This window comes from Mesorhizobium sp. WSM4850 (assembly GCF_055811735.1).
Genome location: NZ_JBVVPV010000034.1, coordinates 24,701 through 50,976 on the forward strand (window position 1 = coordinate 24,701; position 26,276 = coordinate 50,976).

Genomic DNA, 26,276 nt, shown 5'->3' on the forward strand with positions numbered 1-26,276 from the left:
GACTGGCGGCGCAACTTCTCAGGGAAGAAGCTTCTTCACGTCCGCAGACATTGCCGATAGCTCCTCGTTCACGTCGCCCCGATTGATTGCGACGTTCCGAAGGTGATCGCGGATGACATCTACAATTCTGGCGGCATTATCTCCCGGAAAGGTATACCAGCCGGTGACGAACGGAAGCGCCTCGATTAATGCGCGCTGGTTCGGGTTGTTCGCGTAGAGCGAGCCCAAGAACTCCGGCTTCTCCACCGCGATGGTGTTGACTGGTGACGTGCCCGTTATCTCTACCAGACGGGTCTGCACCGCAGGGCTGACCATCAGTTTCATGAAATCCCATGCAAGCTTCTGCTTCTTCGGGTCTTTCGTCAGCATCATAATGCTGCGGCCACCGATAGGAATGCGAGAATCCTCCGAGGAAAGAGGCCAGCGCATGGCCTTGATTTCGAAATGCCCTGCAGACTTTTTCTCAAAAGTTGCGAGATAGCTGTTTGCCTGGGTGAGGATGCCGATCTGACCGGCTCCAAACGCCTGAAAGGCCTGATCCTGAGACATGTCCACCATTCCAGTTTCGCCGAGCCGACGAATAATGGTGAAGGCTTTCCGTCCCTCGGAACCATCAAACGCGATGGTGCGATCGTCTTCGCTCATCAAGCGGCCGCCCTGGCCTGTCATCAGTGCCTGAAACGTCCAGTTGCCGGCCGTGTTGTAGTCGAAGAACGCGCCGGTAATGGTGTCTCCGAGTCCATGAATTTTGTTGGCAAGCGCGATGATGTCTTCCCAGTCCCGAGGCAAATTATTCGGGTCGCCACCGGCGCGGCGTACCAGATCGAGATTGAAGAACAACGTTGGCGTGCCGCTTTCAAACGGCAAAGCGTAAGTCTTGCCGCCCACTTTCCCTGCATTCATCGAAGCCGAGGTCAGTCCATTAGACTTCCAGTCGTCTTCTGCAGCAATGAACTCGTCGAGCGAGGTGGCAATGCCTTTTCGAGCCAATGTGGCAATCTGATCGTATGCTTGGAAAGATACATCCTGAAGGCCCCCGGTAACCGCCAGGCGCAACGTACGGGCAAGATGCTCGCCGTGGCTGGCCACGGGCGTCATGAACGAAATCTTCACGCTCGGGTGATCCTTTTCAAACTGACGACCGGCTTCCTCGAGAATGGGCTGATACGCCGGGTTGGAAAAGGACACGCTGAGCGTTTGGTCATCGGCGCTATATGCGGATCCGACGGCCATAAACCCAGGTACGAGAATACCCGCGAGCGCGAGCAACGGAACTGCAAGTTTCATGTAAAATGTCCTAAGTTAGGGTTGTCGAGATTCCATCGGCCGTGTCGCGTGGCCTCGATGTCCAGATTGGATGCAACAGCAAGCTCAGTCCTCACGGCAGCATTCACCGTCTGGCTCTCCCAAGGAGATGTAACACCTGAATGACAAACATCGCAAAAAACGATCATATTGATGTCATTGTGCGATGTTTATCGGGTGATCTTGGGCTTTGGGAGTGCCTTAAGGGCTCTAGAGGCAAAATCATCCCGTCGCAAAGAGTCGAAGTTAAGTGTTTTCCATCGCAAAATTCGATGTCCTTCGTATATTTGCAATACTTTGTTGGCCGAATGGTCTATCTATGACGAAGTAGGATTCGTGAGTTCCCGTGACTCAGTGGCATTTTCTAGGACCTGCTTAATAACGCGATCAGGAGACTACCAAGAATGAGGCTCGTCGCCATTTTCAAAGACGCCACCGGGGCTGAGTGGATCCGAGAGCGCCACTGCGATGATCACCTTGCGTTTCTCGAAACGAACAAGGACAAGATTGCGATAGGCGGTTCGCTGCGGCAGTATCCAGGCGCGACACCCTATGGCGGACTGTGGGTTTTCAACGTAAGTGCAAAAGACGAAGCCGTCGCCCTTATCGAAGCCGATCCATACTATCGCCTCGGACTACGCGCCGGATACGAACTGTTACTGTGGGGAAAGCCAGAATTCTTTGGCGTTGTGGAGCTCTAGGTCCATGTTGATAAGGTGTGGGATAGCCCCTTACTGTCGGGACAGTTGCGAAGGCTACACATGATCTCTTTGTCTTGTCGCTGCGTGCGCAATTTAGCAAAACTGTAGAACCCCGTTGAGCATGCGCTCGAGGTGACTACGATCTTTGTAGGCGCGGTAATCGCGGGTCGGTAGGTTTTTTTGATTCAGCGCGGCCAGACAGCCGTGCACTTCCATGGAACGGAAGCTCGTTGTCTCGACTGGAACGCCTATCAAAGGCTACGCTAGGGAGATACCAGTTGCCCAAACTGCTCTTCTAGATACCGCGAAATTCTTCATAAAGCTGGCGGTCAAACACTAAACTTGGATCTTTCGACTTGAGCGTCAACTGTCTCGAGACAATGTCCGTGTGGCATGTCGCAGGCCATTCGTAAGCTATGTTAAGGATAACAGCCCATGAGCACGTGCGATTCGCTGACTAAGGGGCTCATCGTCAGCTTCGATGGCCTTCGCCCTGACCTTATCTCTCCGGAATTGACGCCGAACCTCTGCCGCCTGCAGTCGCTCGGCGTGACGCTGTCAAATCATCGAACGGTCTATCCTAGCGAAACTCGTTCGGCCTTCCCGAGTTTTGTGACTGGCGCGACAACCGGTCGGCACGGCATGGTCGGCAACAAATATGTCGACCGATCGGTCTCGCCATCGCGTTATATCGATACGGCAGACGCCGTGCTCCTGCGCAGGCTCGACCTGGAAAGCGGTGGCCGCTTGATGTCGGCGCCGACACTTGGCGAAATCCTCGCTTCGGCCGGACGCAGTCTTGCCGTGCTGGCGACCAACACGCCGGGCACAACGCGCTTCTTTCATCACAAGGCGGAGGATTTCGGGCACGTCCGCCTCTCGGGCCATTTTCGCGAAGCCTGCACACCGGATGAAGTGCTGGCGGAAGCCGAAGCCCGCGTCGGTGCCCTGCCACCGGAGCCGCCGAAGGTTGAACCTGATACGGCCGGGCAGGACTGGATCACCTCCGCGTTCCTCGAGGTGGTCTGGCCGAAATATCGGCCGGATGTCACGATCCTCTCCTACGGCGAGCCGGACGTCACCTCGCATTTTCATGGCACGGGCGCCTTGCCGACCCGCGGCATCATCGCCCATTGCGACCGGCAGTTTGGTCGCTTGCTCGATTGGTGGGAAGTAGAGGGCCACGCCGCGGGCGTGCAGATCGTTGCCATCTCTGATCACGGTCATATTACCGGCCACACCCGCGTCTACGTGGCTGACAACCTGCGGGACGCCGGCTTCCGGCCAGGCACTACGCCTGCATCCGATGTTGATGTCGTGGTGGTCCCCGGACAAGTCGGCGCGCTTTATCTCGCCGATCGGAGTGAGAAGCAGATCGCCCGGCTCGTGGCGGCGATCACGCGCGCGCCATGGTGCGGGCCGGTCTTTACACGCGCAAAGAACGAGACCGAGGGCGTCGCCCCGGGAAGTCTCGGCAATCATCTCGTGTTCGCCGATCATGTCCGCGCGCCGGATGTCTCCTTTTGCTTCCGAGCGGACGACCGTGTCGATCCTTCCGGCCTTGTCGGTGGCACTTTTTACGACAACAACCGCCGTACAGGCCTCGGCGTCCATGGCGGTCTGCACCCGAAAGAACTTGCCGCCCTCGGTATCATTGCCGGCTCGGCCGTTTCCGCGCAGGGATCCGTGTCCGCGATCCCCTCCGGTATTTGCGACTTTGCTCCGACTATTCTGCACCTTCTCGGGATTGCGCAGCCGGAAACTATGACTGGGCGCATCCTGCACGAAGTTCTGAAAACTGGAAACAAGGGCGTCATCGATATTTGCAGCGAAGCTTTCGCTGCGAGGCTCGGCAGTTTCAAGCAGGTTTTGCACCGTGTTCACGTTGGAGCCGTAACCTATGTCGGGGGCGGAACGGCGGAGGGATAGTGTGGTAATCTTGCACCGAGGGCGGAAGGCAACCAGCGACTGGGGTTAGCTACAATAATCGTCGTACGTGCTCGACCAGATCGTGGACCGCACTGGTAAGAGCCTCCTTCGGAGCACCTCCGGCGTGCAACTCCGAAGCTAAAACGGAGTATAGTCGAATAGGAAGGTTCGAGTGTTGAATGCTTGGTTCCAGAAGCTGTCCAGGCGATGTTGAAGGACGGGCTCGCCGATGCCGGCCATGAGCTGGGCTTCGATTGCTACGCCTACCTGCACGTCCAGCCAGTGCGGACCTACGCGGTATCGAACTATCCGCCTGAGCGGCAGGACCGTTATCTGGTACGATGTATCCAGGTATGGCGGAGGCCCAGTGACGCCATCGAAGATTTCGATGATGATCATCTTGCCCTTGATGACAGGCCGCGTGCATCGTCATACCATTCGTCGTGCGATCGGTCTTCTTCGCAACAAAGAGCTTGTGCGCGTGACGCGAAAGGAGATCTATGTGCGTGAACCGCAAATATCGTATCGAGTTGGCCGAGAGATCGTGTAACCGATGCTACGCAACAGAACCAAATCTTTGGCTCCCATGAGCTGAAATATGCGCTGCCGTTTTGGCGACGACAGCATAAGTCGATATACTGATGGACCATTATTTGCGGCGCGCGGTAATGACTTCGGCCTCATACGGCATACGAACCATCCCGTTGGAGTTGCGGTGCAGTTCGAATGCATTGAGAAGTTCAGAAAGGACCTCCGCTTCGCCCTTGATATGAATTGCTTTCTGGATAATAGTGAAAGACAGCGCCCGGTTTTTGAATGTCTCCCAATCGATCGGTTCGCTAAAGATGAAACTAACGCGGCCGACGTTTTCAAAAGCGGGGAGTTCGGTCAGCTCGCCCATGATGTTCAGGTCGAAGTACCCACCCTCAGGCCTTGAGCTTCGCCGTCGCTGATAACTTGGCAGGGCCCGTTCAATCACTGAAAGAAAATTGTCCACAAATGGACTTGTTTTGTCATCGGGTTCATAGTGAACGAATGCCAGCAACCCGTCCCGCGTAAGCATTCGCTCGGCCTCTTTATAAAATAAAGGTCTGTCGAAACGGTGAACGGCGCTTGCCGCTGCAATCAGACGCGCGGACGAGTCCTCCGCTGGCAGTTGCTCAGCGACGCCGTCCAAATATACAATCGGTGCCCCAATTGGGGTCTGGAGCTGAGCATGCTGTCGCATATCTTCGTTGGGTTCGAGCGCTAAAATCGTGAACCTGGGACCAAAAACCTTCGCAAGACTTTTGGTAAAGAGCCCTGTTCCGGCTCCCACCTCGACTATGCGTCCGCCCTCGGCGCTGGAAAGCATAGCTCGAAGTTGTTGGGCTATGCGGGGCGGATATTCCGGTCGGAATCGATAATAATGTCCCAGGCCATCAAAGTCGTCCCAGGGACTGTTTTGTTGAGCTGAGCCTACCTCGTTCATTTGTTCTTCCCTTTTGCGAACCATGCCTTAGAAATGCGACCGGCATTGGTTCGCCTATGGTGCAGCGTGCAGCAACGTTTCGGGTTCGTACGAAAGTGATCGCATCCTGGTATTTGGTCGGCCCCCGCCACTAGCATCCAAGACGGACGCCGTTCCATGAGCCTTTTCCGAATTGGCTGCACAAGTCTGAACCGATGTGTTCCTCCATCGCTGCGCCAGTTGTAACCACTCCTTTGACCGCCCCCTCCGATAGAGCACCACTGAATTCGAAAAATAGCTGGAGGGGGCCGCAGGAAATCTGGGAATGGAGTGTTATCGCGTTCCCAATTACAGCCCCAGCAACAGTCCCGCTCCCGAAGCGGCCGTGATGAACGCCTGCAACAAGCCCGTCGCATTGTTGCTTGAGCTTAAGCTCATGGAATGACCGCCGGTGCAAATAATCGACAACCAAGCGCCACTCTCCCGTCGCGTCCCATCGCGGTGCGGCCTTCTCTGGTGTCGATTGTGATGCATTCAATTCCGCGTCGAACGCTTCAGCTAGCGCATAGCCGACAGTTTCAGCCTCTGCAGGAGACTGGATGCTAAGAGGATCAATAATTATGGAAGTGCCGGCCACCCAGAAATCCTGCAATTTTACGCGGTGGCGCTCGAGAATAGATTTACAGAGTGCGGCGCCAGAGACGATGGACTCGCTGGGCCAAGACAGGCGAAGGCGAGGTGCGATCTGGCCAAAGCTTTGATTGGCGGGAAGCACCTCTCTGACGATCGAAAATTTGCTCAAAGGTTTAGCAATTGTATCGAGGAGGGAGAGCCAATAATCTCCGTCAACCCTCGTCCTGCCGGACAGCCAGTCTTCCAGCGCCGTCACAGCACCAACGATCTCCTCCTTCCCGACTTTCATCCCGCGGCCGATGCTGTAGTGCGGCGGTCCATTTAGCCAAGCCGCCTGGCATAAGTCTTTACGCCCGATCAGGAAGCCACTCGATTGTGGGCCTCGAAGGCATTTTCCGCCGGAATAGATAACCAAATCGGCGCCGCGTGCGATCCATGGATCGGGAGATTTCGGCGCACAACTCGCTGCATCGACTACGATCGGAATCCCGCTCGCTTGTTCTTTGAGATTTTCAAGCTGAACGAAGCCCTCATTCTCAGCGCGGGCTAACAGACAAATCATGACGGGTTCGCGGGAAAGTGCGTCGTTGAGCTCACGTTGATTAGATACCTCAATCAACTTTGCGCCGACCTGCCGCATTACCATGTCATATGCGAATCGATGCGTTTTAAACACGATAATGCCATTTGGGAGATCGGTCGTGTCGGGTAGCCTCAGCATGATTTCGGGATCACCACCTGCGATGCACGCTGCGGCCGCAAGCGCGAGTGCTGCCGTACTCCCCGCAGTAACGATACCCCATTGTGCATTGGCAAGCCTTCCGATCTGCGCTCCCACTGCCTCTGCGAGCTCGTCGAGATCGACAAATGCACGCGCGGCGGCCGACATTGCATCCAACACGTTTTGCGTAGGATTGCTGCCGCCAAAACTAGTTCGTGTAGCGGTACAGTTGATAATTGGACGCACTCCGAGGTTCTGATAAACCGCATCCGTGGTGCTTCCCGGGAATTTATCGATACTCGGATTTGTTAGAGGATCGGACGAAGGCACCGGCAATCTCCAAGAGTTTTGGTCTGATAGATCTCTGACCCGCGATCGCACAGAACCGGGCATTGTTTATTTGCGGGCGGACCGGCGCTAAACGGAATGGTCAATTGCTAATCATCAGATGCCTCCGCCAGGCCGGGCACGCCGAGAGCGAACAAACAATCTCCGATCCTCGCTCGAGCGGGAGCTCGTTTTGCTAAAATTACCCCTCCTGTCGGGAAGAACATCGTCTCGGGAGCTCGCCAGGGTATTTCGGGAAAGTGGATCTGCCCCGCCAAATCCCCTTCGTTGACTGCGTCCCCGAGCTTCACGTACGCTTCGAAGACGCCACTGTCGGTCGCGAAGATCAATTCTCGCGCCGGTTGCCGAAGATAAAATCTTGTCGAGGGTGCGGGTTCTGTATGGTCGTTCGGAGCTAAAACGCCAACGTGACGCAACAGCCGAGGGAGCCCTCGTTCAGCTGCTCGAAATGCGTCGACAGAGAAGGCCGCTGCGCCGCCCAATTCCGTCGACATATGCCCAACGCCCCGCCGACGACACGAGCCGAGAAGAAGTTGATCGTCATTCGCCAAACCTTCAATGAGGATGCTGTTCGGCATGCCGAACGCGTTGAGGAATCCGAGTGCCTCTTTCCTGAGGGATAGTTCCGACGGCGCTACCAGGTGGGCAGATGGGATGTATTCCAAAGAATAGCCACCCGAGTGGAAATCGAAGCAATAACGAACGAGCGGAAGCAAGACGCTGTCTATATAGTGCGCGATCATTTGGGTAGGTGTGCCATCTGCATCGCCCGGGAAGAGGCGGTTCAGGTTTCCGCCATCAATAGGAGAGACTCTCTGGCCCGCTGCCACGGCGGGAGAGTTGACGCCCGGTAGAATAATAAGGCGTCCTGTAACTTGGTCAGCAGAAAGGCCGCGTAAAAGTTTCATGAGCAAAATTTGGCCTTCATATTCGTCGCCGTGATTACCGGCCATCAGCAGGACGCTGGGACCATAGCCGTTCTTGATAACGGTGACGGGGACCGGGATCCAGCCATAGGCAGAGTCGGTCGTCGAATGGGGAACCTGTAGGTAACCATGCGAGATACCGTCAGCGTCGAAGTTGATGTTTGTACTAACCCGGCTCTTTTCGTTCATTGGGACCCTCCTGAGCACCACGACGCTCTATCCTGCTACCAGCGTTGGCAGGGTGCTTGCCTTCGGGGTTTACTAGGTACGAAGGGGCAAACGCTTCGCCATCGTCACTTCCGTCACGTACGGGACGTCAAGGTGCCCTTCCGTGCCCGAAAAGAGATCGAGGAGATCGTCCAAGGCCTTCATCACCACGCTCTCACCGTTGCCGGCCAATGCTCGTCTTGTGTGACTTGTGGAAAGGCTCAGCGTCTTGAAATCAGCCTTCGACAAGCTCCTGTTCCAATCCCATGATGATTGGCGAACGCCACGAAACTGATCGTGCTTCGTGAGATCATTTACGAAGGTCTCCGCGGCAAACCCGCCGAACCGATCCGGGAACGTGCCTCTGCGATAGCCAGGGACAAACCGCTCGTGGAACTGTTCGTAAGCGTCGAGGAATGGGCTGTCCCACCAGCGCCGTTTGTTTTGGACAATGGCGACGGCGCCGTCGGAGCGGAGGACTCTCGCAGCCTCACTATAAAACTTCGGCAGATCGAACCAATGGGCTGCCGACGCGGCAGTCACTAGAATCGCCGACTTTGCATCGACCGGCAATGCTTCGGATGAACCTGGTATATATGTGATATTTGAGGGTGTTTCTGATGCGAGCATCGCTTGAGCGCGCATATCATCATTCGGCTCGATCCCTAAGATCCTATCGGCTTTGTCGAAGGCGTCAGCGATACGCCGGGTGAAGATGCCGGTGCCGCAGCCAACATCAACGGCGAGCCTTGTTTCGGCTGAAGGAGGGAGTTCCTCCAAAATCCACTCAGGGCATGCAGTAGGATAATCCGGTCTCGTGGCTTGATAGTGGCCAGCCGCACCCGTGTAGATCGACCAGTTCGGGGCTGCCGCAGTCGGTTTCAATGAAAGTTGGTTCATCTATCAATTTCCTATAATTCTTGTCTTCACCAGCGGTTTGACGGACCAGGCTCGCCGCCGTGTTAAATCATGTGCTTCGAGGTTGGCGGCTGTACTTGCCGCTGAAGCTGATTGGCTCGATGTGTCGAACAAGCAGGGAATGGAGACCGGCATCGGGTATGTCGAAGACATCGCCAAACGGTTGAAAGCCATGCCTCCGGTAGAATCGTCCGGCGGTTGTTCTGCCGTAACACCAAACGATTGAACCGTTCCGCCTGCTGACTTCCAAGACTCCCTCTTCGAGCAGAATTCCACCGATCCCGTGGCTTTGCATACCGGGTTCGGTCGCCATGCCCCGAAGCCGCCAATTGGGGCCGGAGTGGCTGAAGGGATCAGGCGACGGTTCAATCAGGAAAGAGACGACCGAAGCCAGGTGGTGCTCTATGAATGCACCCATATGGAAGAAGTCGGACGAGGGAGAGAAAGGAAAGCGCCATGCGTTGTTTCCCGGGCGGAGTACGCGACGCCTTAAAGCTTCGCCATCGTCGAAAGTGATCAGTCTAGCGTCTATCGTCAGGCCTGCCGGACTATGCTTGGCATATGCTGCCGGTTCTGTGATCATTTGTTTCTTCCCCCATTCGTTCACGACGCCGGCGAGCATGAGGAAAGTGCCTGGCGAATTCTCGAAATCGCGTCTTCCAGCACAGGCCGGCTCTCGGGATTCCCGATGCCAATCCTTATTGCTTCAGGGGGGATCCAATCATTTCGGGCGTAGGATATGCTCGTAGCCACCTGAACGCCGCGTTCAAGGGCTGCCGCCGCGATGTCTCCACCGGACGCATCCTTCAGCGGGATCCAAACATGAAGACAACCCGGATCACTGGCAAGCGAATAGCCTCGTAGACCTTTTGCGACCATCTGCTGACGAATACTGAGTTCAGCCTTCACGGCAGCTAAGATCTCCAGGTCTTTGCCAGTCGAGATCAGTTCAGCCATGAGAGCTGCGCTCATAGGAGACGCCATCCAGTACGTTGCCCTGACGCCCGGCCAAAATGCCCGTTCAGCCTCCGCCTTGGTCGGCGCCATGACGAAGGCCAGCTTTAGCCCCGCGGAAAGGCTCTTTGCCGTGCCAAGCAAGTACCAGGAGAGTTCCGGCACGAAAGCAGAGATGGGCGGCAGTGGGGATGACGCTAATAGGCTATACACATCATCTTCAATGAGCTGGACGTTGTATTGACGAGCAATGTTGGCAATATCTTTCCGCCGATCCATCGGAATGGTTACGGTTGTCGGATTTTGAAAAGTAGAGAGCAAATAGAGTGCGGCAGGTCTATTGTGCCGACAAATCTGCTTGAATGAATCTGGATCGAGACCGTTCTCATCGGTTCCGACGTCTACGACCGGAATTCCGTAGCGGGCTGCAAATGACCGGATTGGTGGATAGGTCATCTGCTCGACCGCGAGAGGTCGGCCATTGCCAACGATCGCTGGAAGAAGCATGTGAACCGCTGCCTGAGTGCTGTGGGTCACAACAATTCGTTCAGGGCTCGGAGATGCACCCAGGCGCCGCCCTACGAACGCTGCGCCTTGCCGCCTGTCTTCTTCGGTACCCATCCAGCGATGGGTGGCCATCAGTTCTGCTGGCGGCGTCTTTCTAAGCAAGTCGCCCACTGCTTGGGAGACGAGCGGGTTGAAGACACCAGGAACCGGCGGCGGATGATTGAGAGCGAGGCGGATCACTCCGTCAGACGAAACTGCTCGATCAGGAGCCTTTTCCGGGCCAAAGTCTGCAAACGGGATGTTGTCCATGACGGGTTACTCCAAAAACCGTGCATCGGGTCAGCTTCAGGGGCTGTCGGTGAGTGGGGAGAGGGGAGCGGTAAGAAAAGCCAATGCGATTGAAGTGATCACCGCAAATCCAGTCGCGATCGGTATGGCTGCCCCGCGAATGGCTGGCACTTTGATTGTGGTCGTCACGTGTGCCGCTGCGAGCACGATGAAAGCGACTGCTGCGACTGTCGGAAACGCCTCGCCAGAAAAGAGAGGTCGCGAAAGCAGCAGAACTGCCAACAGGGGAGTGTCGTAAGAGACTGGGATGCCCGTGAAGCGGGCGTCTGCCGTCAATCCGACGTTTTCGAAATAGCTTAACCTAATGGCACCCGCCAGAATCAGAGTGAGACTGGCGATAAGAGACAGCATGGAGCCCTTGCCAAGGAGGATTACGACCGCCGCGGGGAACACCACGCCATGAATGAAGTCGGCGAACCCGTCGAAGCTCTTTCCGAAGTCCGCCACGCCCGGGCGGCGAAGGTGGCTCGTCTTGCGCGCAACGTGCCCGTCCCAATGGTCCAGAAACCAGGTCCAAAGCATGGCTGCGACACCGAGCTCGATCCTTCCGTTGAGGGCGAGGTACAGCCCCACGACCGCGAACAAGTATGCGAGCGCAGTGATGGCATTCGCGTAATCACGCAGGTAGGCGATCATCTCCTTGCTCCTGCCGCGAGTGAGACTGAAGATGCACCGGGTGATGCAAGTGCCGGCGGCAACCGGAAAATCTCCTCCGCTAACCGGAGATCGGCCTCACTATCGATCTCGAACCAGCGGGTATCGCTGCAGTCAGCCGCCGAAAGCTGAAGCTCGCGGCTTTCCACCAGAAGCGACAGAATTTGTTCAACATAGGCGATGTGGTACCCGCTCTCGACGGCGCGATGGAGAGCCGGCACTAGCCGATCGTGCAGTGCCGCCGCAGAGAAACGGGTCAGGTTGATCGTCTTGAAGAGACTCCTTGCCTGCGCCTGGGCCGGCGTCTGGTTCATCACGAACGTGGAGACAGAGTGATCTTCGGCCAATTCGACCGCCGACCCGCTCATTGCTTCGGTGAAGGCGGCGACGGCCGCCACATTCTTTTTCGTCGCCGAGACAGTCCGAAGCGTCCGTTCCAGCACCTCGCGCTCAAAGAACACATCGCCTTCGAGGAAGACAGTGTCGCCGGCAAGCATTGTGTTCCGCGCCAGCCAGAGCGAATAGGCGCTGCCGGTCCGGTCAAATATCGGATTGTGGACATACTCGATTTCCACCTCCTCGAACCGCCGGCCGCACGACTGCTCGATCGATTCCTTGCGGTAACCTACGACAATGGTCGCTTCGCAAATCCCGAGCTCGGAGAGCTGATGCAGCGCGTTGTGCAGTATAGGGGTGCCGTTTACCTCCACCAGAGGCTTCGGAACGGAATCCGTATACGGGCGCAGTCTCGATCCCGTGCCTGCGGCGAGGATGACGGCAGTCCGAGTACGGTTGCTCATATCAAATGTCCTTCTGATGAGGCTCAGGCAGCCACTTGTCTGGTCTTGAGGCTGTTCAACGTTTCGACGACCTTCTGCAGTCCCTGCTCCAGCTGGCCTGGGGGCGCCCCGAATGACAGTCGCAGACCATTCGGATCACCGAATGTGCCGCCGGCGACGGAGCCCACGCCGGTTTCATCGAGAAGCAACCGGGCAACGTCGTCTGTGGTCCGCACGGGCCCCCCCTGCGGCAGCGAAGCGATCAACGTGCTCAAGTCGAGATAGAAGAAAAACGAACCCTCGGCGCGCGGTGCATCGACATCGCGCAGGCCGGACAGAATGTGCAGCCCCACGGTACGAGCATCAGTCAATCGCCGGTGCATCTCCCGTTCGAAACGGCCATCACCAACCTGTAGGTGATGCAGAATGGCGTGTTGCGCAATCACGTTAGGGTTAGAGGTCGTGTGACTCTGCAGTTTCTTGGCCGCGGAAACGATCTCCGGCGGTGCCGCAAAATAGCCCAGGCGCCATCCAGTGATCGCCAGCTCCTTCGAGAAGGCATTTACCAGGATTGTCCGCGACCGAACCCCGGGATGGGCCATGACGATGGACTCATGGCGTCCACCAGTGAAGACAAAGCTGGAATAGCATTCGTCGGAAACGATCCAGAGCTGGTAGTTGATTGCGATGTCGCCAATGGCCTGAAGCGTTGTTCGATCGTAGGTAGCGCCAGTGGGATTGTTAGGCGAGTTGATGATGATGGCTTTCGTGCGCGGTGTGACGGCGGCGCGGATTGCGCCAATGTCGGGAACATAGGTTGGCGGCCGGACATCGACGAATACGGGCTTTGCGCCGGCAAGAAGAACTTGGGACGGGAATGTCGGCCAGCACGGGCGAAAGATGATGACCTCATCGCCTGGGTCGAGCACAGCCAGAGCAGCATCGAGCAATCCTTGTTTTGCGCCCGCGGTGATGACGATATCGTCGGTGTTCCAGCCAATGCCTGTTTCGCTCGTCAGTTTTTTCGCGACGGCTTCCCGGAGCGGTGCCAGACCGATTGAGTCCGTATAGCGGTTCGTGCCGGCATTGATTGCGGCGATCGCTCCATTGCGAACTGACGCAGGCGGCTCGATGACCACCTCGCCGGCCGCCAGATCGATGATCTGACGGCCGGCCGCGGCAGCAACCTTGGCTGCCTCACGGGCGGCGGCAGTGCCCGGACCTGAAAGCAAAGACATCCGTTGCGCAAGCATGTGCGCCTCTCCTGAGCTGATTGTCGAATTTTGGAATTGGTCCGAGTCGCTCGGACGTTGCCCAGCTGTCCGCTTCGGCAGATACTGATCTTCCGCCTGAGCCAGTTCGTCGTAGCCGATCAGGCTGAACAGCTCGTCGAGGCCAGCAACCTGGTCCTCGATCCCGGCGATGCTTTCTTCCGACCAGATGCGGCCGCAGATATCGCGCATGCCGGCAATCGCCGCCCGCATCGAATGGTTGGCCCAGATGACGGTCGAAATGCCGGCTTCCCGATAGACCGAGACTGGTGTCTTGTAATATTTGGTCGGCACTATGACGATCGGCAGCTTGTTGTTCCTTGTCTTCAAGGCACATGCCGCTGGCCCCGCGTTGCTCAAGCTTCCGTGCGACCAAGCGAGCATTGTTGAAATTTCCGAAGCCGCTGTCACCATCGACAAGAACAGGGATGTCCGTCGCATCGACTATGCGCTCGACGACGTCGACGACTTGGGTCCAACTCGCTTCGTTGGCGTCGCGATAGCCGAGCGCCGAGGCTATGGAAAGACCAGAGGCCCAGAGCCCGTGAAAGCCGGCACGCTCGGCAATCGTTGCCGAAAGCCCATCATGCGCTTCCATCAAAAATGTGAGGTCGTTGGAAAAAATGAGCTCGCGAAGGGCCGTCGATGACGCCGTCGCCGGCAAGACTTCCGCCCCGAACGAAATCGCCTTGCTCATTGTATGACCTCCTCCATAACTCAGGTCCAATGAACTCGGTGAACGGGACGATTACTCATCGTCGCCTGACCTCGCTGAAGAAAAGTCCTTTGGCCTACATATGCGCAATGGTCCTGAGATCCGCTGGAAGCGGCTCTGTGCCGGAGCGCACGTTACAGCTCAAGCAGCAAGAGCCATGCCAGCTACAAGGATTGTTATTTCAAGAGGTTGGCTTTGCGCGGCTGGTTCCGTTTGTTAGCGACGATACCATTCTGTCGGGATTGCGACAGTGGACAAGCTATATCACGGTGCGAGGTTGGCAGGTCGCCCCGTAATCATGATGTCCTTGGCCACACTAGAGCACGTCCTGTTTAATCCGGTTCATATCTTGCGGCTTTGTATGTCCTTTGCGCCTTTGATTGCCCCGGAGATCTACGCGCGCACTCGGGTTTTCATCTGCTGGGTATCGTCGCGCACAACGCTGAAGTTGGCGCGCAGCAGGCACAGCAGCATTGACATAATCGCTTTGCTACAAACTCTGCGAGGCGCAGGACTTCTTCGACGAGTTGGCGCTGTGCGCGATGGAAATAACTGTCGGCTGAATGAGGCCAATCATGAGTCGTGTGATCTCGCGCTCTTTGATCTTTCGCCAAGCCAGTGTGCCGATATTCCTTCCGTCGCGTAGGACCGTCACCCTGCCGGCAATCGTCAGCACTTCCTTTCCACTCTTGTGTGAAATTTACACGATGCCCACGCCATCGTTTTCTTCAGGCGCGCGATCGTTACGAAAAGCGCCTCGGCCTCTTGATTCGTTAGTGCCCCGTCGGTTTGTCAAAACTTACGAGGGAGCAGTTAAACGCTGTAGCTCTTGCCATCTCGACCGTCTGCTGGCGTGCAAGCGACAGTCTCCCCCGATAGCACGCGGATCGAGTTGGTAGCCACAATCTTCGAAGCACACGCCCAGCATCGCGGTAGAGCGATGCCTAACCGTCGACCCCCTTTTCAAACAGCCCCATTTTCCCATCGACGTGAAAACATCAGAACATAATTCCTTATCTCTACAGATTTTATAGAATATCGTTTGGCCTGGTTTGGTGCTGGCCTAGCGAGCATGCAAAGTGTGGGAGATTGATGACTTGGCACGATTATCGGTTCTCGGAATATCGGGCGGCGTAAGCACGCCCTCCCGCACTACGGCGGTGGTCAATGCGCTGGTCAAGGCGGTCGCGTTGCGCGTGCCTGCAGACACAGGCCTGATTGAGATCACGGAGGCAGCACCCTCGCTTTTCGCCGGATTATCGCGCGGCGCACTTGGCGCATCCGGCGAAGCGATCATCCAGCGCGTCGAGAAGGCCGATTTGCTCGTGGTCGGAACGCCTGTTTATAGGGCTTCCTACACCGGTGCCCTCAAACACCTGTTCGATCTCGTCGATTATCGTGCGCTGACGGGCAAGACCGTGCTTCTCGCGGCGACCGGCGGCAGCCCATATCATGGCCTGGTGCTCGAACATCAGCTCCGGCCGTTGTTCGGCTTTTTCGGTGCCGTCACCGTCCCGACCGGCGTCTACGGCGCGCCAGATGATTTCATCGATGGCGAAATCGTCGGCGCAGCCATGATCGAGCGCATTGCAAGGGCCGCTACTGACGCGGTCTCCTTGCTCAACTCCAGTCACGCAAATGCTGCCGTCGCCACCCGCGTCGGCTGAGCAATGAAAGGGGAAACGACGAGATGAGTTCGCATTCCGACGCCATCAAATTTGCCTACTGGGTCCCGAATGTCTCCGGCGGCCTGGTCATTTCCAACATCGAGCAGCGGACGGGTTGGGACATCGACTACAACCGCAAGCTTGCCCAAATCGCCGAGGCCAATGGCTTCGACTATGCGCTGAGCCAGATCCGCTTCACGGCCGGCTATGGGGCCGACAACCAGCACGAATCCGTCTCGTTCAGCCACGCCTTGCTCGCTGCGACCACAACGCTGAAGGTCATAGCAGCGATCCTGCCCGGCCCGTGGAACCCTGCGCTGGCGGCCAAGCAGATCGCTACCATCAACCACCTGACCAATGGCCGCGTCTCCGTCAATGTCGTGAGCGGCTGGTTCCGTGGCGAGTTCGCCGCCATTGGCGAACTCTGGCTCGACCATGACGAGCGCTATCGCCGCTCGGAGGAATTTATCCGTGCGCTGCGTGGCATCTGGACCGAGGACAGTTTCACGCTGAAGGGGGATTTCTACCGCTTCACCAACTATTCGATGAAGCCGAAGCCAATTGATCCCCAGCCCGAAATCTTTCAGGGCGGCTCATCAAGGGCGGCGCGCGACATGGCTTCGCGAGTCTCCGATTGGTATTTCACCAACGGCAATACCCCGGAGGAGATCCGGAAGCAGGTCGACGACATCCGCGCCAAGGCGAATGCCAACGGCCACAAGGTTAGGGTCGGCGTCAATGCCTTCGCCATCGCGAGAGACAGCGAACAAGAAGCACGCGCCGTGCTCGACGAGATCGTCGTCAAGGCCAATCCCGAGGCAGTCCAGGGTTTTGCCGACCAGGTCAAGAATGCCGGCAGGGCCTCGCCGGAAGGCGAAGGCAATTGGGCTAAATCCTCTTTCGAGGATCTGGTGCAATACAATGACGGCTTCCGCAGCAACCTCATCGGCACGCCGGAACAGATCGCCGAACGCATCCTCACGTTGAAGGATGCCGGCGCCGACCTGATCCTGCTCGGCTTCCTGCATTTCCAGGAAGAGGTCGAGTTCTTCGGCAAGCGCGTCATCCCATTGGTGCGCGAACTGGAAGCAGCTCGCGACAGGGAGCTTGTCGCCGCGGAATAGGTCAGGCGCGGCCTTCGGGCCGCCGCCAGCTTTGCTTCAAAAAACAGGGACGTTTCATGATTGGTGCTTCGCTGGGAGCCGCCGCATACGAGCGCGCGCCCGAAATTTCCCGCATTCTTGCTGGTGCTGGCCCCGTGGAGGACACGCGCCCGGCGCGCCGGTCGGCAAAGGCGGATGCCATCCTGGCCCTGAGCGGGATCGGGATTTCGTTTGGCGGCGTCAAGGCGCTGAGCGACATTGATCTCGAGGTCAAAGGCGGTGAGATCCGCGCGGTGATCGGCCCCAACGGCGCTGGCAAGTCCTCGCTGATCAACATCATCAGCGGCCTCTATCATGCCGACCACGGCAGAATCGCGATCGACGGCCAGTCCTTCTCCCGGGTGCCGGCGAGCCGTCTGGCGCGACTGGGCGTTGCACGAACCTTCCAGAACCTGGCGCTGTTCGGCGGGCTATCGGTGCGCGACAACATCGCGTCGGGCCGCTCCCACACCAGGCGCGCCAACTTCGTCGAACACATTGCAGGCCTGCCACGCGCCCGGCGCGAGGATGCGATGATCGCCGAAAAGACCGATCAGATAGTCGCCTTCCTGCATCTCGAGGCCGTCGCCGACCGGCTGGTCGCGACGCTGCCCTATGGCCTGCAGAAGCGGGTCGAACTCGCCCGCGCGCTGGTCGCCGAGCCGAAGATCCTGCTGCTCGACGAGCCGATGGCCGGCATGACGGCGACCGAGAAAGCCGAGATGGTCGGGTTTGTGCGCGCCGCGCGCGACCGACTCGGCGTCACCATTATTCTGATCGAGCACGATATCGGCGTGGTCATGGGACTCTCCGACCGGGTCGCCGTGCTCGACTACGGCCGCAAGATCGCAGACGGGACGCCGGCCGAGGTCAGGACCGATCCGGCAGTGATCCGGGCCTATATCGGCACCGCCGATGGCGAGGACATCTGATGAGCTACTATGATTTCCTCTTCGTCATCGAAGTGCTGGTCGGCGGCCTGCTCTCTGGGGTCATGTATTCGCTTGTCGCCATCGGTTTCGTGCTGATCTACAAGACGTCGGGCGTGCTGAACTTCGCGCAAGGGTCGATGGTGCTGTTCGCAGCGCTCACCTTTGTCAGCCTCGTCGAACGCGGCATCCCCTTCGCGCTTTCGCTACTCATCACCTTCGCGGTCATGGTCGCGCTGGGCTTCACCATCGAGCGGACTGTGCTCAGGCCGCTGGTCAATCGCTCGCCGATGACGCTGTTCATGGCTACGCTTGGGCTGTCCTACATCATCGAGGGCGCTGCCCAGTTGATGTGGGGCACGCAGGTGCACGGGCTCGATCTCGGCATAGACGACACGCCCTTCGAGGTCGGCGGCATCCTGATCTCGTCGTTCGACCTTCTCGCCGCAGGCATTGCCGCGGCGATCGTGGCGGGCTTGAGCGCATTTTTCTCCTGGACCCGGATCGGGCTGGCGTTTCGCGCCGTCGCCGACGACCAGTTCGCGGCACTTGCCGTCGGGCTGCGGCTGCCCCGGATATGGGGAACGGTGTGGACGGCCGCGGGGTTCGTGGCCCTCGTCGCGGGGCTGCTGTGGGGTGCGCGTCTCGGTGTCCAGTTCTCTCTGTCGCTGATCGTTTTGAAGGCGCTGCCGGTGCTGGTGCTTGGCGGCTTCGATTCCATCCTCGGCGCCATTGTCGGCGGCCTCATCATCGGCGCCAGCGAAAAACTGGCCGAGGTCTATCTCGGCGCCTTCGTCGGCGGCGGCATCGAAGGCTGGTTCGCGTATGCGCTGGCGCTGGTCGTCCTGCTGGTGCGCCCCTCCGGCCTGTTTGGCCAGAAAACCGTCGAAAGGGTCTGACCGATGGCCGTGCGAGCGCTCGATGCCGCAAGGCTTCCAATCGACTGGCAGAAGTTGGCTCTGCCGGCCGTGCTGGTCGTCGTCGCCTACGGCCTGATCCCCGCCCTTGCGTCGAGCTATCTCGTCGAGGCAATCCTGCTGCCTTTTCTGGCGCTCAGCCTGGCAGCGGTCGGTCTTAACTTGCTCACCGGCTATTGCGGCCAGCTTTCGCTTGGCTCCTCCGCCTTCATGGCTGTCGGCGCTTTCGCCGCCTACAATTTCAACCTGCGGGTCGAAGGACTGCCGCTGGCGGCAACTATGATCCTGGCCGGGATTTCGGCCGCCGGCATCGGGGTCGTGTTCGGCTTGCCGAGCCTGCGATTGCGCGGCTTCTATCTCGCTGTGTCGACACTCGCCGCCCAGTTCTTCGTGCAATGGGCGCTGACCAAGTTCGGCTGGTTCTCCAATGACAACCCATCCGGCGTGATTTCGGCGCCGCATCTCATCGTCGCTGGGTTCCCGCTCGACGGCGCCACCGGCCGCTACCTGCTTTCGGTCACTACGGTCATCGTGCTGGCCGCCGTCGTCTGGCGTCTCGTCAACAGCGCGACCGGCCGCAACATTGTTGCCGTGCGCGATAACGAAACGGCAGCGCGCGTCATCGGCGTGCCGGTGCTGCGAACCAAGCTGCTGGCCTTCGCCATCTCGTCCTTCATCATCGGTATCGCCGGTGTGCTGTGGGCCTTCACCTATCTGCGCACCGTAGAGCCGGCCGGCTTCAACCTCGATCGCTCCTTCCAGATCCTGTTCATCATCATCATCGGCGGGCTGGCTTCGATGCGCGGCGCGTTTCTGGGTGCGGCCTTCATCGTCGTCTTCCCGCTTTTTCTGTCCCGGATCGGCGCCTTCCTGTTCGGCGGCCTGTTCGATTCGGGCGTGCTCGACATGAGCCAGCGCATCGTGCTCGGCGCCCTCATCATCATCTTCCTCATCGCGGAACCGAGCGGGCTGTCGGCCCTCCTGGACCGCCTGAAACGACGGATCGGCTCAAGGTCCAGCTGAGCGCCGCTCGACATCCTCTCACGGACCCACACCTCAGGAGACGCAACTCATGACCTTCTTCAGTCATCTCAAGAAAGCGGCGATCGCCACCGCCTTCGTGCTCGGCGCGACGGCGGTCCACGCCGACGAACAGTATTTCCCCCTGCAGAGCTACCGCGTCGGCCCCTATGCCGCCGGCGGCACCGGCTTCTTCGGCGGCTTCATCGACTACCTCAACCTGATCAACATCCGCGACGGCGGCGTCAACGGCGTCAAGCTGACCTGGAGCGAAGGCGAGACCCAGTATGAGGTCGAGAAGGGCGTCGAGGTCTACGAACGATTGAAGAGCAATCCGGGTATCGCCGCCTGGAACCCGCTTTCGGTCGGCATCGCCTACGCCATGATCGACCGCATCACTGACGACAAGGTGCCGCTGATCACCATCAACCACGGCCGCACCGACACCACGGACGGGCGCGTGTTCCCTTACGTCTTCCCGCTGCTGCTCAATCCCTACAGCGAAACGTCGGGCATCGTGAACTACATCGCCTCCAGGGAAGGCAGCCTGGACAAGCTCAAAGGAAAGAAGATCGTGGTGCTCTATCACGGCTCGCCCTACGGCAAGGAGACGATCCCGATCTACGAGCTTTTGGCGCAGAAATACGGCTTCGAACTGTCGCAGATCGAGGTTCCGCATCCGGGCAACGAGCAGCAGGCACAATGGCTGACGATCCGTCGCGAGCGTCCCGACTATGTGGTGCTGCGCGGCTGGGGCGTGATGAACCCCGTAGCGTTGAAGACTGCGCAGAAGACCGGGTTCCCAGCCGATCACATTGTCGGCAATGTCTGGTCGAATTCGGAAGAGGACGTCATCCCCGCGGGCGATGCCGCCAAGGGCTATACCGCCATCACCACCCAGGCCTCGGGCGAGCAGTATCCGGTGGTCCAGGAGATCGTGAAAACGGTCTACGGCGACGGCAAGGGCAATCTCGAGGACAAGAGCCGCATCGGCTCGGTCTACCACAATCTCGGCATCGTCAATGGCATCCTCAATGTCGAGGCGGTCCGCATCGCACAGGCCAAGTTCGGCAACCGCACGCTGACCGGCGACGAAGTGCGCTGGGGCTTCGAGCATCTCAAGCTCGATCCGGCGCGCGTCGAGGCGCTCGGCGCCAAGGACCTGTTCCACTCGATCAATGTCTCTTGGGACAATCACGAGGGTGACGGCTACGTGACCTTCCAGCAGTGGGACGGCAAGAAGTGGAACGTCGTGTCCGACTGGATCGCGCCCGACTGGAAGCTGCTGCGCCCGATCATCGAGAAGTCGTCCGAGGCTTATGCCACCGAGAAGGGCATCAAGATCCGCACGGCCGAGGACGCCGACGCAGTGGTCAGCAACTGAGTTTGCCATGGCGCGGCCGACAAACTGGCCGGCCGCGCCATCCAGCTTCCCAGCGGAGTCATCGATGTCCAGCCAATACCCGATACTGTCAGTCAGCAGCGTGGAAGCTGTCTACAACGGCGCCATTGCCGCCCTGCACGGCGTCGAACTTTCGGTCGGCAAAGGCGAGATCGTCGCCTTGCTCGGCTCCAACGGCGCCGGCAAAACGACGCTGCTGCGCGGCGTATCCAATCTCCTCCCGGCCGAGCGCGGCACTATTACCGCTGGTCGGATCACCTTCGATGGCGAGGATGTTTCAAGGGCAAGCCCGTCGCAGCTCGTCCGCAGCGGCCTCGTCCAGGTCCTCGAGGGCCGGCATTGCTTCCGCTCGCTGAGGGTCGAAGAGAACCTCTTCACCGGCGCGCTCGGGCGCTTGTCCTCTCGCACCGGCGTCAAGGCCGACCTCGACCGTGTCTATTCACTTTTCCCAAGGCTCGCCGAAAAGCGGCGAACCCGGTCCGGCCTCACGTCCGGGGGCGAGCAGCAGATGACGGCAATCGGCCGGGGCCTGATGTCGCGGCCGAAGCTCTTTGTTCTGGACGAGCCGTCGATGGGGCTCGCGCCGCTGATCGTCGACGAGATCTTCAGCGCACTGAAACGACTAAACCGCGACGAAGGCCTTTCGATCCTGGTTGCCGAACAGAATTCGGCGGTCGCGCTGAAATACGCCGACCGCGCCACCGTGCTCGAGAACGGCGTCAGCGTCCTCGAAGGATCGGCTGTCGACCTGCGCCAGCGCGCCGACATCAAGACCTACTACCTCGGAGGCGCGCCGCTTCCACCGCAACATTTTCCCAAGGAGACAGCAGCATGACCATCCAATCGAAGCAGCCGTCGGATAGCCGCAGCGCCGTGCCACCGGTCGAACGACCCCCTGCCAAGGCGCATGTTATCAAGACCGATGCCGAGGCAATCGCTGTCGCCGAAAAACTCGCCGCCGAATTCGCCAAGGGTGCCTCCAAGCGGGACCGTGAACGCATCTGGCCGACGGAAGAGCTCGATGCGTTTTCGCAGAGCGGCCTGTGGTCGATCAACGTGCCGAAAGCCTATGGCGGGCCGGAGCTCTCCTATGTGACGCTGTCGAAAGTGATCACCATCATCTCGGCGGCCGATCCGTCGCTGGGCCAGATTCCGCAGAACCATCTCGGCGTCGTCGCCGCCATCCGCACAGTCTCGGACGACGCTCAGAAGAAGCTGCTCTTCGCCGAGGTGCTGTCAGGCACGCGCTTCGGCAACGCGTTCTCCGAGTTCGGCTCCAAGCGCGCGGCCGACTTCGAGACCAAGTTCGTCGACGCCGGCGACCATGTCGTCGTTAACGGCCAGAAATTCTATTCGAGCGGTGCTCTGCTTGCCCATCTGGTGCCGATCGTGGCGCTCGATGACGAGGGGCGCGCCTGGTATGCCATCGCCGATCGCGGCGCGCGCGGACTGACGGTCATCGACGACTGGTCGAGCTTCGGCCAGAAGACGACGTTGTCCGGCACGGTCTTGCTCGACAATGTGAAGGTGCCGAAGACGCATCTGGTTCCCGGCTATAAGGGTTACGATCGGCCGACGGCCGACGGAGCCATCTTCCAGATCATCCAGGCCGCCGTCGATCTCGGCATCGCCAAGGCGGCGATCGACGAGACGGTCGATTTCGTGCGCACCAAGTCGCGCGCCTGGATAGACAGCGGCGTTGATCATGCCTGGCAGGATCCTTATACGATCCAGGCGATCGGCGACCTTCGTCTGCGGGCCAATGCGGCAGAGGCGGTTCTGGAAAAGGCCGGGCTTGCGGTCGATCGCGCCGTCGCCGACCCGAACGAGAAGACCGTCGCGGAAGCGCAGATCGCTGTGGCGGAATCCAAGATCCTCACCACCGAGATCGCCATCAATGCCACCAACAAGCTATTTGAGCTCGCCGGCACGCGCTCGACGCTGGCCGAGCACAATCTCGACCGGCATTGGCGCAACGCCCGCACCCACACGCTGCACGATCCGGTGCGCTGGAAATACGCGATCCTCGGCAACTACTACCTCAACGATGTCAATCCGCCGCTCCATGCCTGGAGCTGAGCGAGGTGCGTCAAGTCACAGAGGACCACTCATGAGCGTTGCCACACCCGACAGGATCAAGGTCCTGTGGTTTCTTCCGACCCATGGCGACAGCCGCTATCTCGGCACCTCCGAGGGGGGCAGGGCGGTCGACTTGCCCTACCTCACACAGGTCGCCAAGGCTGCCGATGCGATCGGCTACTATGGCGCGCTGCTGCCGACTGGACGCAGTTGCGAGGACAGCTGGGTCGTCGCGTCGGCGCTGGCGCCGCTGACGCAGCGGCTTCGCTTTCTTGTCGCCGTCCGGCCGGGCCTGCAATCGCCGACGCTCGCCGCGCGTATGACCTCGACGCTAGACCGCATTTCGGGCGGACGCCTGCTAATCAATGTTGTCACCGGCGGCGACCCGGTCGAGAACAAGGGCGACGGCATCTTCCTCAGCCATGACGAGCGCTATGAGGTGACGCGGGAATTCCTCGACATTTACAAGGCCGTGCTGCGTGGCGAGACCGTTGCCTTCGCAGGCAAGCACTTCCGTATCGAGGACGGCCGGCTGCTGTTTCCGCCCGTGCAGACGCCACATCCGCCGCTCTATTTCGGCGGCTCGTCAGAGGCGGCCAACGCGGTCGCTGCCGAGCAGATCGACAAATATCTGACCTGGGGCGAACCGCCGGCCGACGTTGCAGCCAAGCTCGATCATGTGCGCGGTCTTGCTGAAAAAGGCGGGCGCCAGGTGGCCTTCGGCATCCGGCTGCATGTCATCGTTCGTGAAACCAATGACGAAGCCTGGGCCGATGCCGACCGGCTGATCAGCCGCCTCGACGGCAACACGATCGCCGAGGCGCAGAAGGTATTCGCACGCATGGATTCTGTTGGCCAGTCGCGCATGAGCCGTCTGCACGGCGGCCATCGCGACAAGCTCGAAATCAGTCCCAACCTGTGGGCCGGCGTCGGCCTGGTGCGCGGCGGCGCCGGCACCGCCCTGGTCGGCGATGCGGCCACGGTGGCGGAACGGATCGACGAATACCGGCGTATCGGCATCGATACCTTCATCCTCTCCGGTTATCCGCATCTGGAGGAAGCCTATCGTTTTGGCGAACTGGTGCTACCGCTATTGCCGCTCGATCATGAAATCTCGACACGGGCAGCGGTCGTGAACATGGGGCCTTTTGGCGAAACGGTGGCCGGCGACCATCGACCGTCGGCACTGCGCGCGAGTCAATCTTGAGCACCAGAGAATCGGGCAGAGGGCCGGTCGTAGTCATCATCGGCGGCGGCTTCTCCGGAGCGGCGACTGCGTTTCATCTTGCGCGGCTTCTGCCCGCCGGAGCCGCCGATATCGTGGTCGTCGAGCCCCGAGAGGGGCTCGGCTATGGCCTGGCCTATTCGACGCCCGATCCTTCACACCGCATCAATGTGCCGGCGTCGAGGATGACGCTGATCTCCGGCCAGGACAGCCACTTTGCCGACTGGCTGGAGCAGACCGGCGCCATTGCGGACGATGCCGAGGCCATTGCCGCCAATGGAGCGCTCTACCCGCAGCGTCGCGCTTTCGGGCGCTACGTGCAATCCCATCTTCAGCCCTTTCTGTTCGGCAAAACGATCCGCCATGTCAGATCCGCAGTCGCGTCAGCCGAACTCAGTGGCGAGGGCTACCACCTGATCCTCGCTGATGGAGGAACGCTCGCAGCGGACGCCCTGGTGATTGCGACAACGCATCCGCCACCGACTTTGCCATTGTCCCTGCAGTCCGTGGCTGGTGCAGCCGGGCTGGTAGCCAATCCCTATGATCTGGAAAGGCTGGAAGCGATCGGACGCTACGACCAAGTGCTCGTCGTCGGCACTGGACTGACGTCGGCGGATGTCATCGCAACGCTCGACCGCAATGGCCATCGCGGTCGCATCACAGCACTTTCGCGCCATGGCTACCGGTCGCGAGGCCATGCGGCTACGCATGCCGATCCGATCGGCGACTTCACCGGCCTGCCGTCACGCAGCGCCACCGTGCTGCTCAGGCGTATCCGGTCGACCATCGCAACCGCCGCGCAGCAGGGCGAAGGCTGGCACCCCGTGCTCGACGCAGTCCGGCGGCAAGGGCAAATCATCTGGCAGGCCCTGCCGTTCGCTGAGCAACGCCGCGTCGTGCGCCATTTGCGCGCGCTGTGGGATGTGCATCGCTTCCGCATAGCGCCACAGGTCGCGTCCGTGCTTGATCGCCGGGTTGCCGAGGGCATGCTCGACTACCACGCTGCATCGATTGTCGATGCCGAGCAGGTCGACGGCCGCATCCGCGTCACGCTCCGGCCAAGGCGCCAACGCACCCAGACCACCGAGACGTTCAATAAAGTGGTCGTCACGACAGGGCCGGCGCATGCCGATATTTTCCGGACCAACGCGGCGATTGCGGCGCTCGCACGGATGGGATTGGTGCGGCTCGACCCGATTGGCCTTGGCCTGGAAACTGACAGCCAAGGCCGTGCAATCGGGACATCCGGGCGGCCGACTGGCAGCATTTTCGTCAGCGGGCCATTGGCGCGCGGCAGCGTTGGCGAACTGATGGGAATTCCCGAAGTCACCGCGCATGCCGAGCGCATCGCCGCCGAAATTCACCATTGGCTTGGATACGAGACGGCGTTGCGTCGCAAGGCGTCGTGAGCTGCAAGCGGTGAGGCTATCCAGATGACACTGACGGAACGCATTACGAAGGTGGAAGCGCATTCGAGTTGACAAATAGGCCACTGGTCGCGTGCCGCTCCTGGCGCTTTCTGCATTGTC

General features: G+C 59.4%; 24 protein-coding genes and 1 pseudogene. 12 read left to right on the top strand and 13 right to left on the bottom strand.

Annotated elements, in window-relative coordinates; all coding sequences use genetic code 11:
* Positions 1-18: 18 nt before the first annotated feature.
* Entirely contained in the window at positions 19-1,287 is a 1,269-nt protein-coding gene (locus AC0L2Z_RS25440; protein WP_473629617.1) for an extracellular solute-binding protein, read from the bottom strand.
* Positions 1,288-1,709: 422 nt separating this feature from the next.
* On the opposite strand from AC0L2Z_RS25440, the gene AC0L2Z_RS25445 reads away from it, so the two are divergent.
* Both AC0L2Z_RS25445 and AC0L2Z_RS25450 read left to right on the top strand, forming a co-directional pair.
* Positions 1,710-2,006 carry a YciI family protein gene (locus AC0L2Z_RS25445; protein WP_473533192.1) on the top strand — a complete coding sequence of 99 codons (297 nt, stop codon included), beginning with the start codon at positions 1,710-1,712 and terminating at the stop codon, positions 2,004-2,006.
* Between the two features lie 435 nt (positions 2,007-2,441).
* Entirely contained in the window at positions 2,442-3,935 is a 1,494-nt protein-coding gene (locus AC0L2Z_RS25450) for an alkaline phosphatase family protein (protein ID WP_473629618.1), read from the top strand.
* Between the two features lie 138 nt (positions 3,936-4,073).
* Here the strand turns inward: AC0L2Z_RS25450 and AC0L2Z_RS25455 are convergent, their stop codons facing one another.
* The 12 genes and pseudogenes from AC0L2Z_RS25455 to AC0L2Z_RS25510 all read right to left on the bottom strand — a co-directional run bounded on the left by AC0L2Z_RS25455 (position 4,074) and on the right by AC0L2Z_RS25510 (position 15,042).
* Positions 4,074-4,334 (bottom strand): hypothetical protein, encoded by a 261-nt coding sequence (locus tag AC0L2Z_RS25455; RefSeq protein ID WP_473629644.1) that lies wholly within the window; start codon positions 4,332-4,334, stop codon positions 4,074-4,076.
* A 250-nt stretch (positions 4,335-4,584) separates the two neighbouring features.
* Positions 4,585-5,406, bottom strand: coding sequence for a class I SAM-dependent methyltransferase (locus AC0L2Z_RS25460; RefSeq protein ID WP_473629619.1), 822 nt, complete (start codon positions 5,404-5,406; stop codon positions 4,585-4,587).
* A 130-nt stretch (positions 5,407-5,536) separates the two neighbouring features.
* Positions 5,537-7,069: a hypothetical protein gene (locus AC0L2Z_RS25465; RefSeq protein ID WP_473629620.1), complete on the bottom strand. Its 1,533-nt coding sequence runs from the start codon at positions 7,067-7,069 to the stop codon at positions 5,537-5,539.
* A 107-nt stretch (positions 7,070-7,176) separates the two neighbouring features.
* Entirely contained in the window at positions 7,177-8,202 is a 1,026-nt protein-coding gene (locus AC0L2Z_RS25470) for a succinylglutamate desuccinylase/aspartoacylase family protein (RefSeq protein WP_473533188.1), read from the bottom strand.
* A 72-nt stretch (positions 8,203-8,274) separates the two neighbouring features.
* Positions 8,275-9,120 (bottom strand): class I SAM-dependent methyltransferase, encoded by an 846-nt coding sequence (locus AC0L2Z_RS25475; RefSeq protein ID WP_473533187.1) that lies wholly within the window; start codon positions 9,118-9,120, stop codon positions 8,275-8,277.
* A gap of 67 nt (positions 9,121-9,187) precedes the next feature.
* A complete protein-coding gene (locus AC0L2Z_RS25480) occupies positions 9,188-9,760 on the bottom strand; it encodes a GNAT family N-acetyltransferase (protein ID WP_473533186.1) in 573 nt (190 codons plus the stop codon).
* Entirely contained in the window at positions 9,742-10,908 is a 1,167-nt protein-coding gene (locus tag AC0L2Z_RS25485; RefSeq protein ID WP_473629621.1) for an aminotransferase-like domain-containing protein, read from the bottom strand. The genes AC0L2Z_RS25480 and AC0L2Z_RS25485 overlap by 19 nt, the downstream gene beginning before the upstream one ends.
* A gap of 36 nt (positions 10,909-10,944) precedes the next feature.
* Positions 10,945-11,583, bottom strand: coding sequence for a CDP-alcohol phosphatidyltransferase family protein (locus AC0L2Z_RS25490; RefSeq protein WP_473533184.1), 639 nt, complete (start codon positions 11,581-11,583; stop codon positions 10,945-10,947).
* On the bottom strand, positions 11,580-12,401 hold the full coding sequence (locus AC0L2Z_RS25495; protein WP_473629622.1) for a phosphocholine cytidylyltransferase family protein: 822 nt from the start codon (positions 12,399-12,401) through the stop codon (positions 11,580-11,582). The genes AC0L2Z_RS25490 and AC0L2Z_RS25495 overlap by 4 nt, the downstream gene beginning before the upstream one ends.
* Positions 12,402-12,424: 23 nt before the next feature.
* On the bottom strand, positions 12,425-13,633 hold the full coding sequence (locus tag AC0L2Z_RS25500; RefSeq protein ID WP_473629643.1) for a pyridoxal phosphate-dependent aminotransferase: 1,209 nt from the start codon (positions 13,631-13,633) through the stop codon (positions 12,425-12,427).
* A 54-nt stretch (positions 13,634-13,687) separates the two neighbouring features.
* Positions 13,688-14,348, bottom strand: a pseudogene (locus AC0L2Z_RS25505) (isocitrate lyase/phosphoenolpyruvate mutase family protein); the annotation flags it as partial.
* Between the two features lie 508 nt (positions 14,349-14,856).
* Complete coding sequence (locus AC0L2Z_RS25510) at positions 14,857-15,042, bottom strand: hypothetical protein (RefSeq protein WP_473629623.1); 186 nt, start codon at positions 15,040-15,042, stop codon at positions 14,857-14,859.
* Positions 15,043-15,463: 421 nt separating this feature from the next.
* Between AC0L2Z_RS25510 and msuE the strand changes: the two genes are divergently transcribed.
* The 10 genes from msuE (at position 15,464) to AC0L2Z_RS25560 (ending at position 26,156) form a co-directional block, all read left to right on the top strand.
* Positions 15,464-16,033, top strand: a complete 570-nt coding sequence (msuE, locus tag AC0L2Z_RS25515; protein WP_473629624.1) for an FMN reductase — start codon at positions 15,464-15,466, stop codon at positions 16,031-16,033.
* 23 nt (positions 16,034-16,056) lie between these two features.
* Complete coding sequence (gene sfnG / locus AC0L2Z_RS25520) at positions 16,057-17,157, top strand: dimethylsulfone monooxygenase SfnG (protein WP_473482574.1); 1,101 nt, start codon at positions 16,057-16,059, stop codon at positions 17,155-17,157.
* A gap of 56 nt (positions 17,158-17,213) precedes the next feature.
* Positions 17,214-18,107, top strand: a complete 894-nt coding sequence (locus AC0L2Z_RS25525; RefSeq protein ID WP_473629625.1) for an ABC transporter ATP-binding protein — start codon at positions 17,214-17,216, stop codon at positions 18,105-18,107.
* Complete coding sequence (locus AC0L2Z_RS25530) at positions 18,107-19,003, top strand: branched-chain amino acid ABC transporter permease (protein ID WP_473629626.1); 897 nt, start codon at positions 18,107-18,109, stop codon at positions 19,001-19,003. Before AC0L2Z_RS25525 ends, AC0L2Z_RS25530 begins: the two co-directional genes overlap by 1 nt.
* Positions 19,004-19,006: 3 nt before the next feature.
* A complete protein-coding gene (locus tag AC0L2Z_RS25535; protein ID WP_473629627.1) occupies positions 19,007-20,044 on the top strand; it encodes a branched-chain amino acid ABC transporter permease in 1,038 nt (345 codons plus the stop codon).
* Positions 20,045-20,093: 49 nt separating this feature from the next.
* Positions 20,094-21,425: an ABC transporter substrate-binding protein gene (locus AC0L2Z_RS25540; protein WP_473518747.1), complete on the top strand. Its 1,332-nt coding sequence runs from the start codon at positions 20,094-20,096 to the stop codon at positions 21,423-21,425.
* A gap of 64 nt (positions 21,426-21,489) precedes the next feature.
* The gene (locus tag AC0L2Z_RS25545; RefSeq protein WP_473629628.1) at positions 21,490-22,278 is read left to right on the top strand and encodes an ABC transporter ATP-binding protein; all 789 of its coding nucleotides are present in this window, start codon (positions 21,490-21,492) and stop codon (positions 22,276-22,278) included.
* The gene (locus tag AC0L2Z_RS25550) at positions 22,275-23,522 is read left to right on the top strand and encodes an SfnB family sulfur acquisition oxidoreductase (protein ID WP_473629629.1); all 1,248 of its coding nucleotides are present in this window, start codon (positions 22,275-22,277) and stop codon (positions 23,520-23,522) included. The genes AC0L2Z_RS25545 and AC0L2Z_RS25550 overlap by 4 nt, the downstream gene beginning before the upstream one ends.
* A gap of 31 nt (positions 23,523-23,553) precedes the next feature.
* Positions 23,554-24,729 (top strand): FMNH2-dependent alkanesulfonate monooxygenase, encoded by a 1,176-nt coding sequence (gene ssuD / locus AC0L2Z_RS25555; protein WP_473629630.1) that lies wholly within the window; start codon positions 23,554-23,556, stop codon positions 24,727-24,729.
* Positions 24,726-26,156, top strand: coding sequence for an FAD/NAD(P)-binding protein (locus tag AC0L2Z_RS25560; protein ID WP_473629631.1), 1,431 nt, complete (start codon positions 24,726-24,728; stop codon positions 26,154-26,156). The genes ssuD and AC0L2Z_RS25560 overlap by 4 nt, the downstream gene beginning before the upstream one ends.
* Positions 26,157-26,276 lie beyond the last annotated feature (120 nt).

Coding starts and splice junctions, on each gene's coding strand:
- AC0L2Z_RS25440 (WP_473629617.1), bottom strand. CDS start 1,287: ATGAAACTTGCAGTTCCGTTGCTCGCGCTCGCGGGTATTCTCGTACCT.
- AC0L2Z_RS25445 (WP_473533192.1), top strand. CDS start 1,710: ATGAGGCTCGTCGCCATTTTCAAAGACGCCACCGGGGCTGAGTGGATC.
- AC0L2Z_RS25450 (WP_473629618.1), top strand. CDS start 2,442: ATGAGCACGTGCGATTCGCTGACTAAGGGGCTCATCGTCAGCTTCGAT.
- AC0L2Z_RS25455 (WP_473629644.1), bottom strand. CDS start 4,334: ATGATCATCATCGAAATCTTCGATGGCGTCACTGGGCCTCCGCCATAC.
- AC0L2Z_RS25460 (WP_473629619.1), bottom strand. CDS start 5,406: ATGAACGAGGTAGGCTCAGCTCAACAAAACAGTCCCTGGGACGACTTT.
- AC0L2Z_RS25470 (WP_473533188.1), bottom strand. CDS start 8,202: ATGAACGAAAAGAGCCGGGTTAGTACAAACATCAACTTCGACGCTGAC.
- AC0L2Z_RS25475 (WP_473533187.1), bottom strand. CDS start 9,120: ATGAACCAACTTTCATTGAAACCGACTGCGGCAGCCCCGAACTGGTCG.
- AC0L2Z_RS25480 (WP_473533186.1), bottom strand. CDS start 9,760: ATGCTCGCCGGCGTCGTGAACGAATGGGGGAAGAAACAAATGATCACA.
- AC0L2Z_RS25485 (WP_473629621.1), bottom strand. CDS start 10,908: ATGGACAACATCCCGTTTGCAGACTTTGGCCCGGAAAAGGCTCCTGAT.
- AC0L2Z_RS25490 (WP_473533184.1), bottom strand. CDS start 11,583: ATGATCGCCTACCTGCGTGATTACGCGAATGCCATCACTGCGCTCGCA.
- AC0L2Z_RS25495 (WP_473629622.1), bottom strand. CDS start 12,401: ATGAGCAACCGTACTCGGACTGCCGTCATCCTCGCCGCAGGCACGGGA.
- AC0L2Z_RS25500 (WP_473629643.1), bottom strand. CDS start 13,633: ATGCTTGCGCAACGGATGTCTTTGCTTTCAGGTCCGGGCACTGCCGCC.
- sfnG (WP_473482574.1), top strand. CDS start 16,057: ATGAGTTCGCATTCCGACGCCATCAAATTTGCCTACTGGGTCCCGAAT.
- AC0L2Z_RS25525 (WP_473629625.1), top strand. CDS start 17,214: ATGATTGGTGCTTCGCTGGGAGCCGCCGCATACGAGCGCGCGCCCGAA.
- AC0L2Z_RS25530 (WP_473629626.1), top strand. CDS start 18,107: ATGAGCTACTATGATTTCCTCTTCGTCATCGAAGTGCTGGTCGGCGGC.
- AC0L2Z_RS25535 (WP_473629627.1), top strand. CDS start 19,007: ATGGCCGTGCGAGCGCTCGATGCCGCAAGGCTTCCAATCGACTGGCAG.
- AC0L2Z_RS25540 (WP_473518747.1), top strand. CDS start 20,094: ATGACCTTCTTCAGTCATCTCAAGAAAGCGGCGATCGCCACCGCCTTC.
- AC0L2Z_RS25545 (WP_473629628.1), top strand. CDS start 21,490: ATGTCCAGCCAATACCCGATACTGTCAGTCAGCAGCGTGGAAGCTGTC.
- AC0L2Z_RS25550 (WP_473629629.1), top strand. CDS start 22,275: ATGACCATCCAATCGAAGCAGCCGTCGGATAGCCGCAGCGCCGTGCCA.
- ssuD (WP_473629630.1), top strand. CDS start 23,554: ATGAGCGTTGCCACACCCGACAGGATCAAGGTCCTGTGGTTTCTTCCG.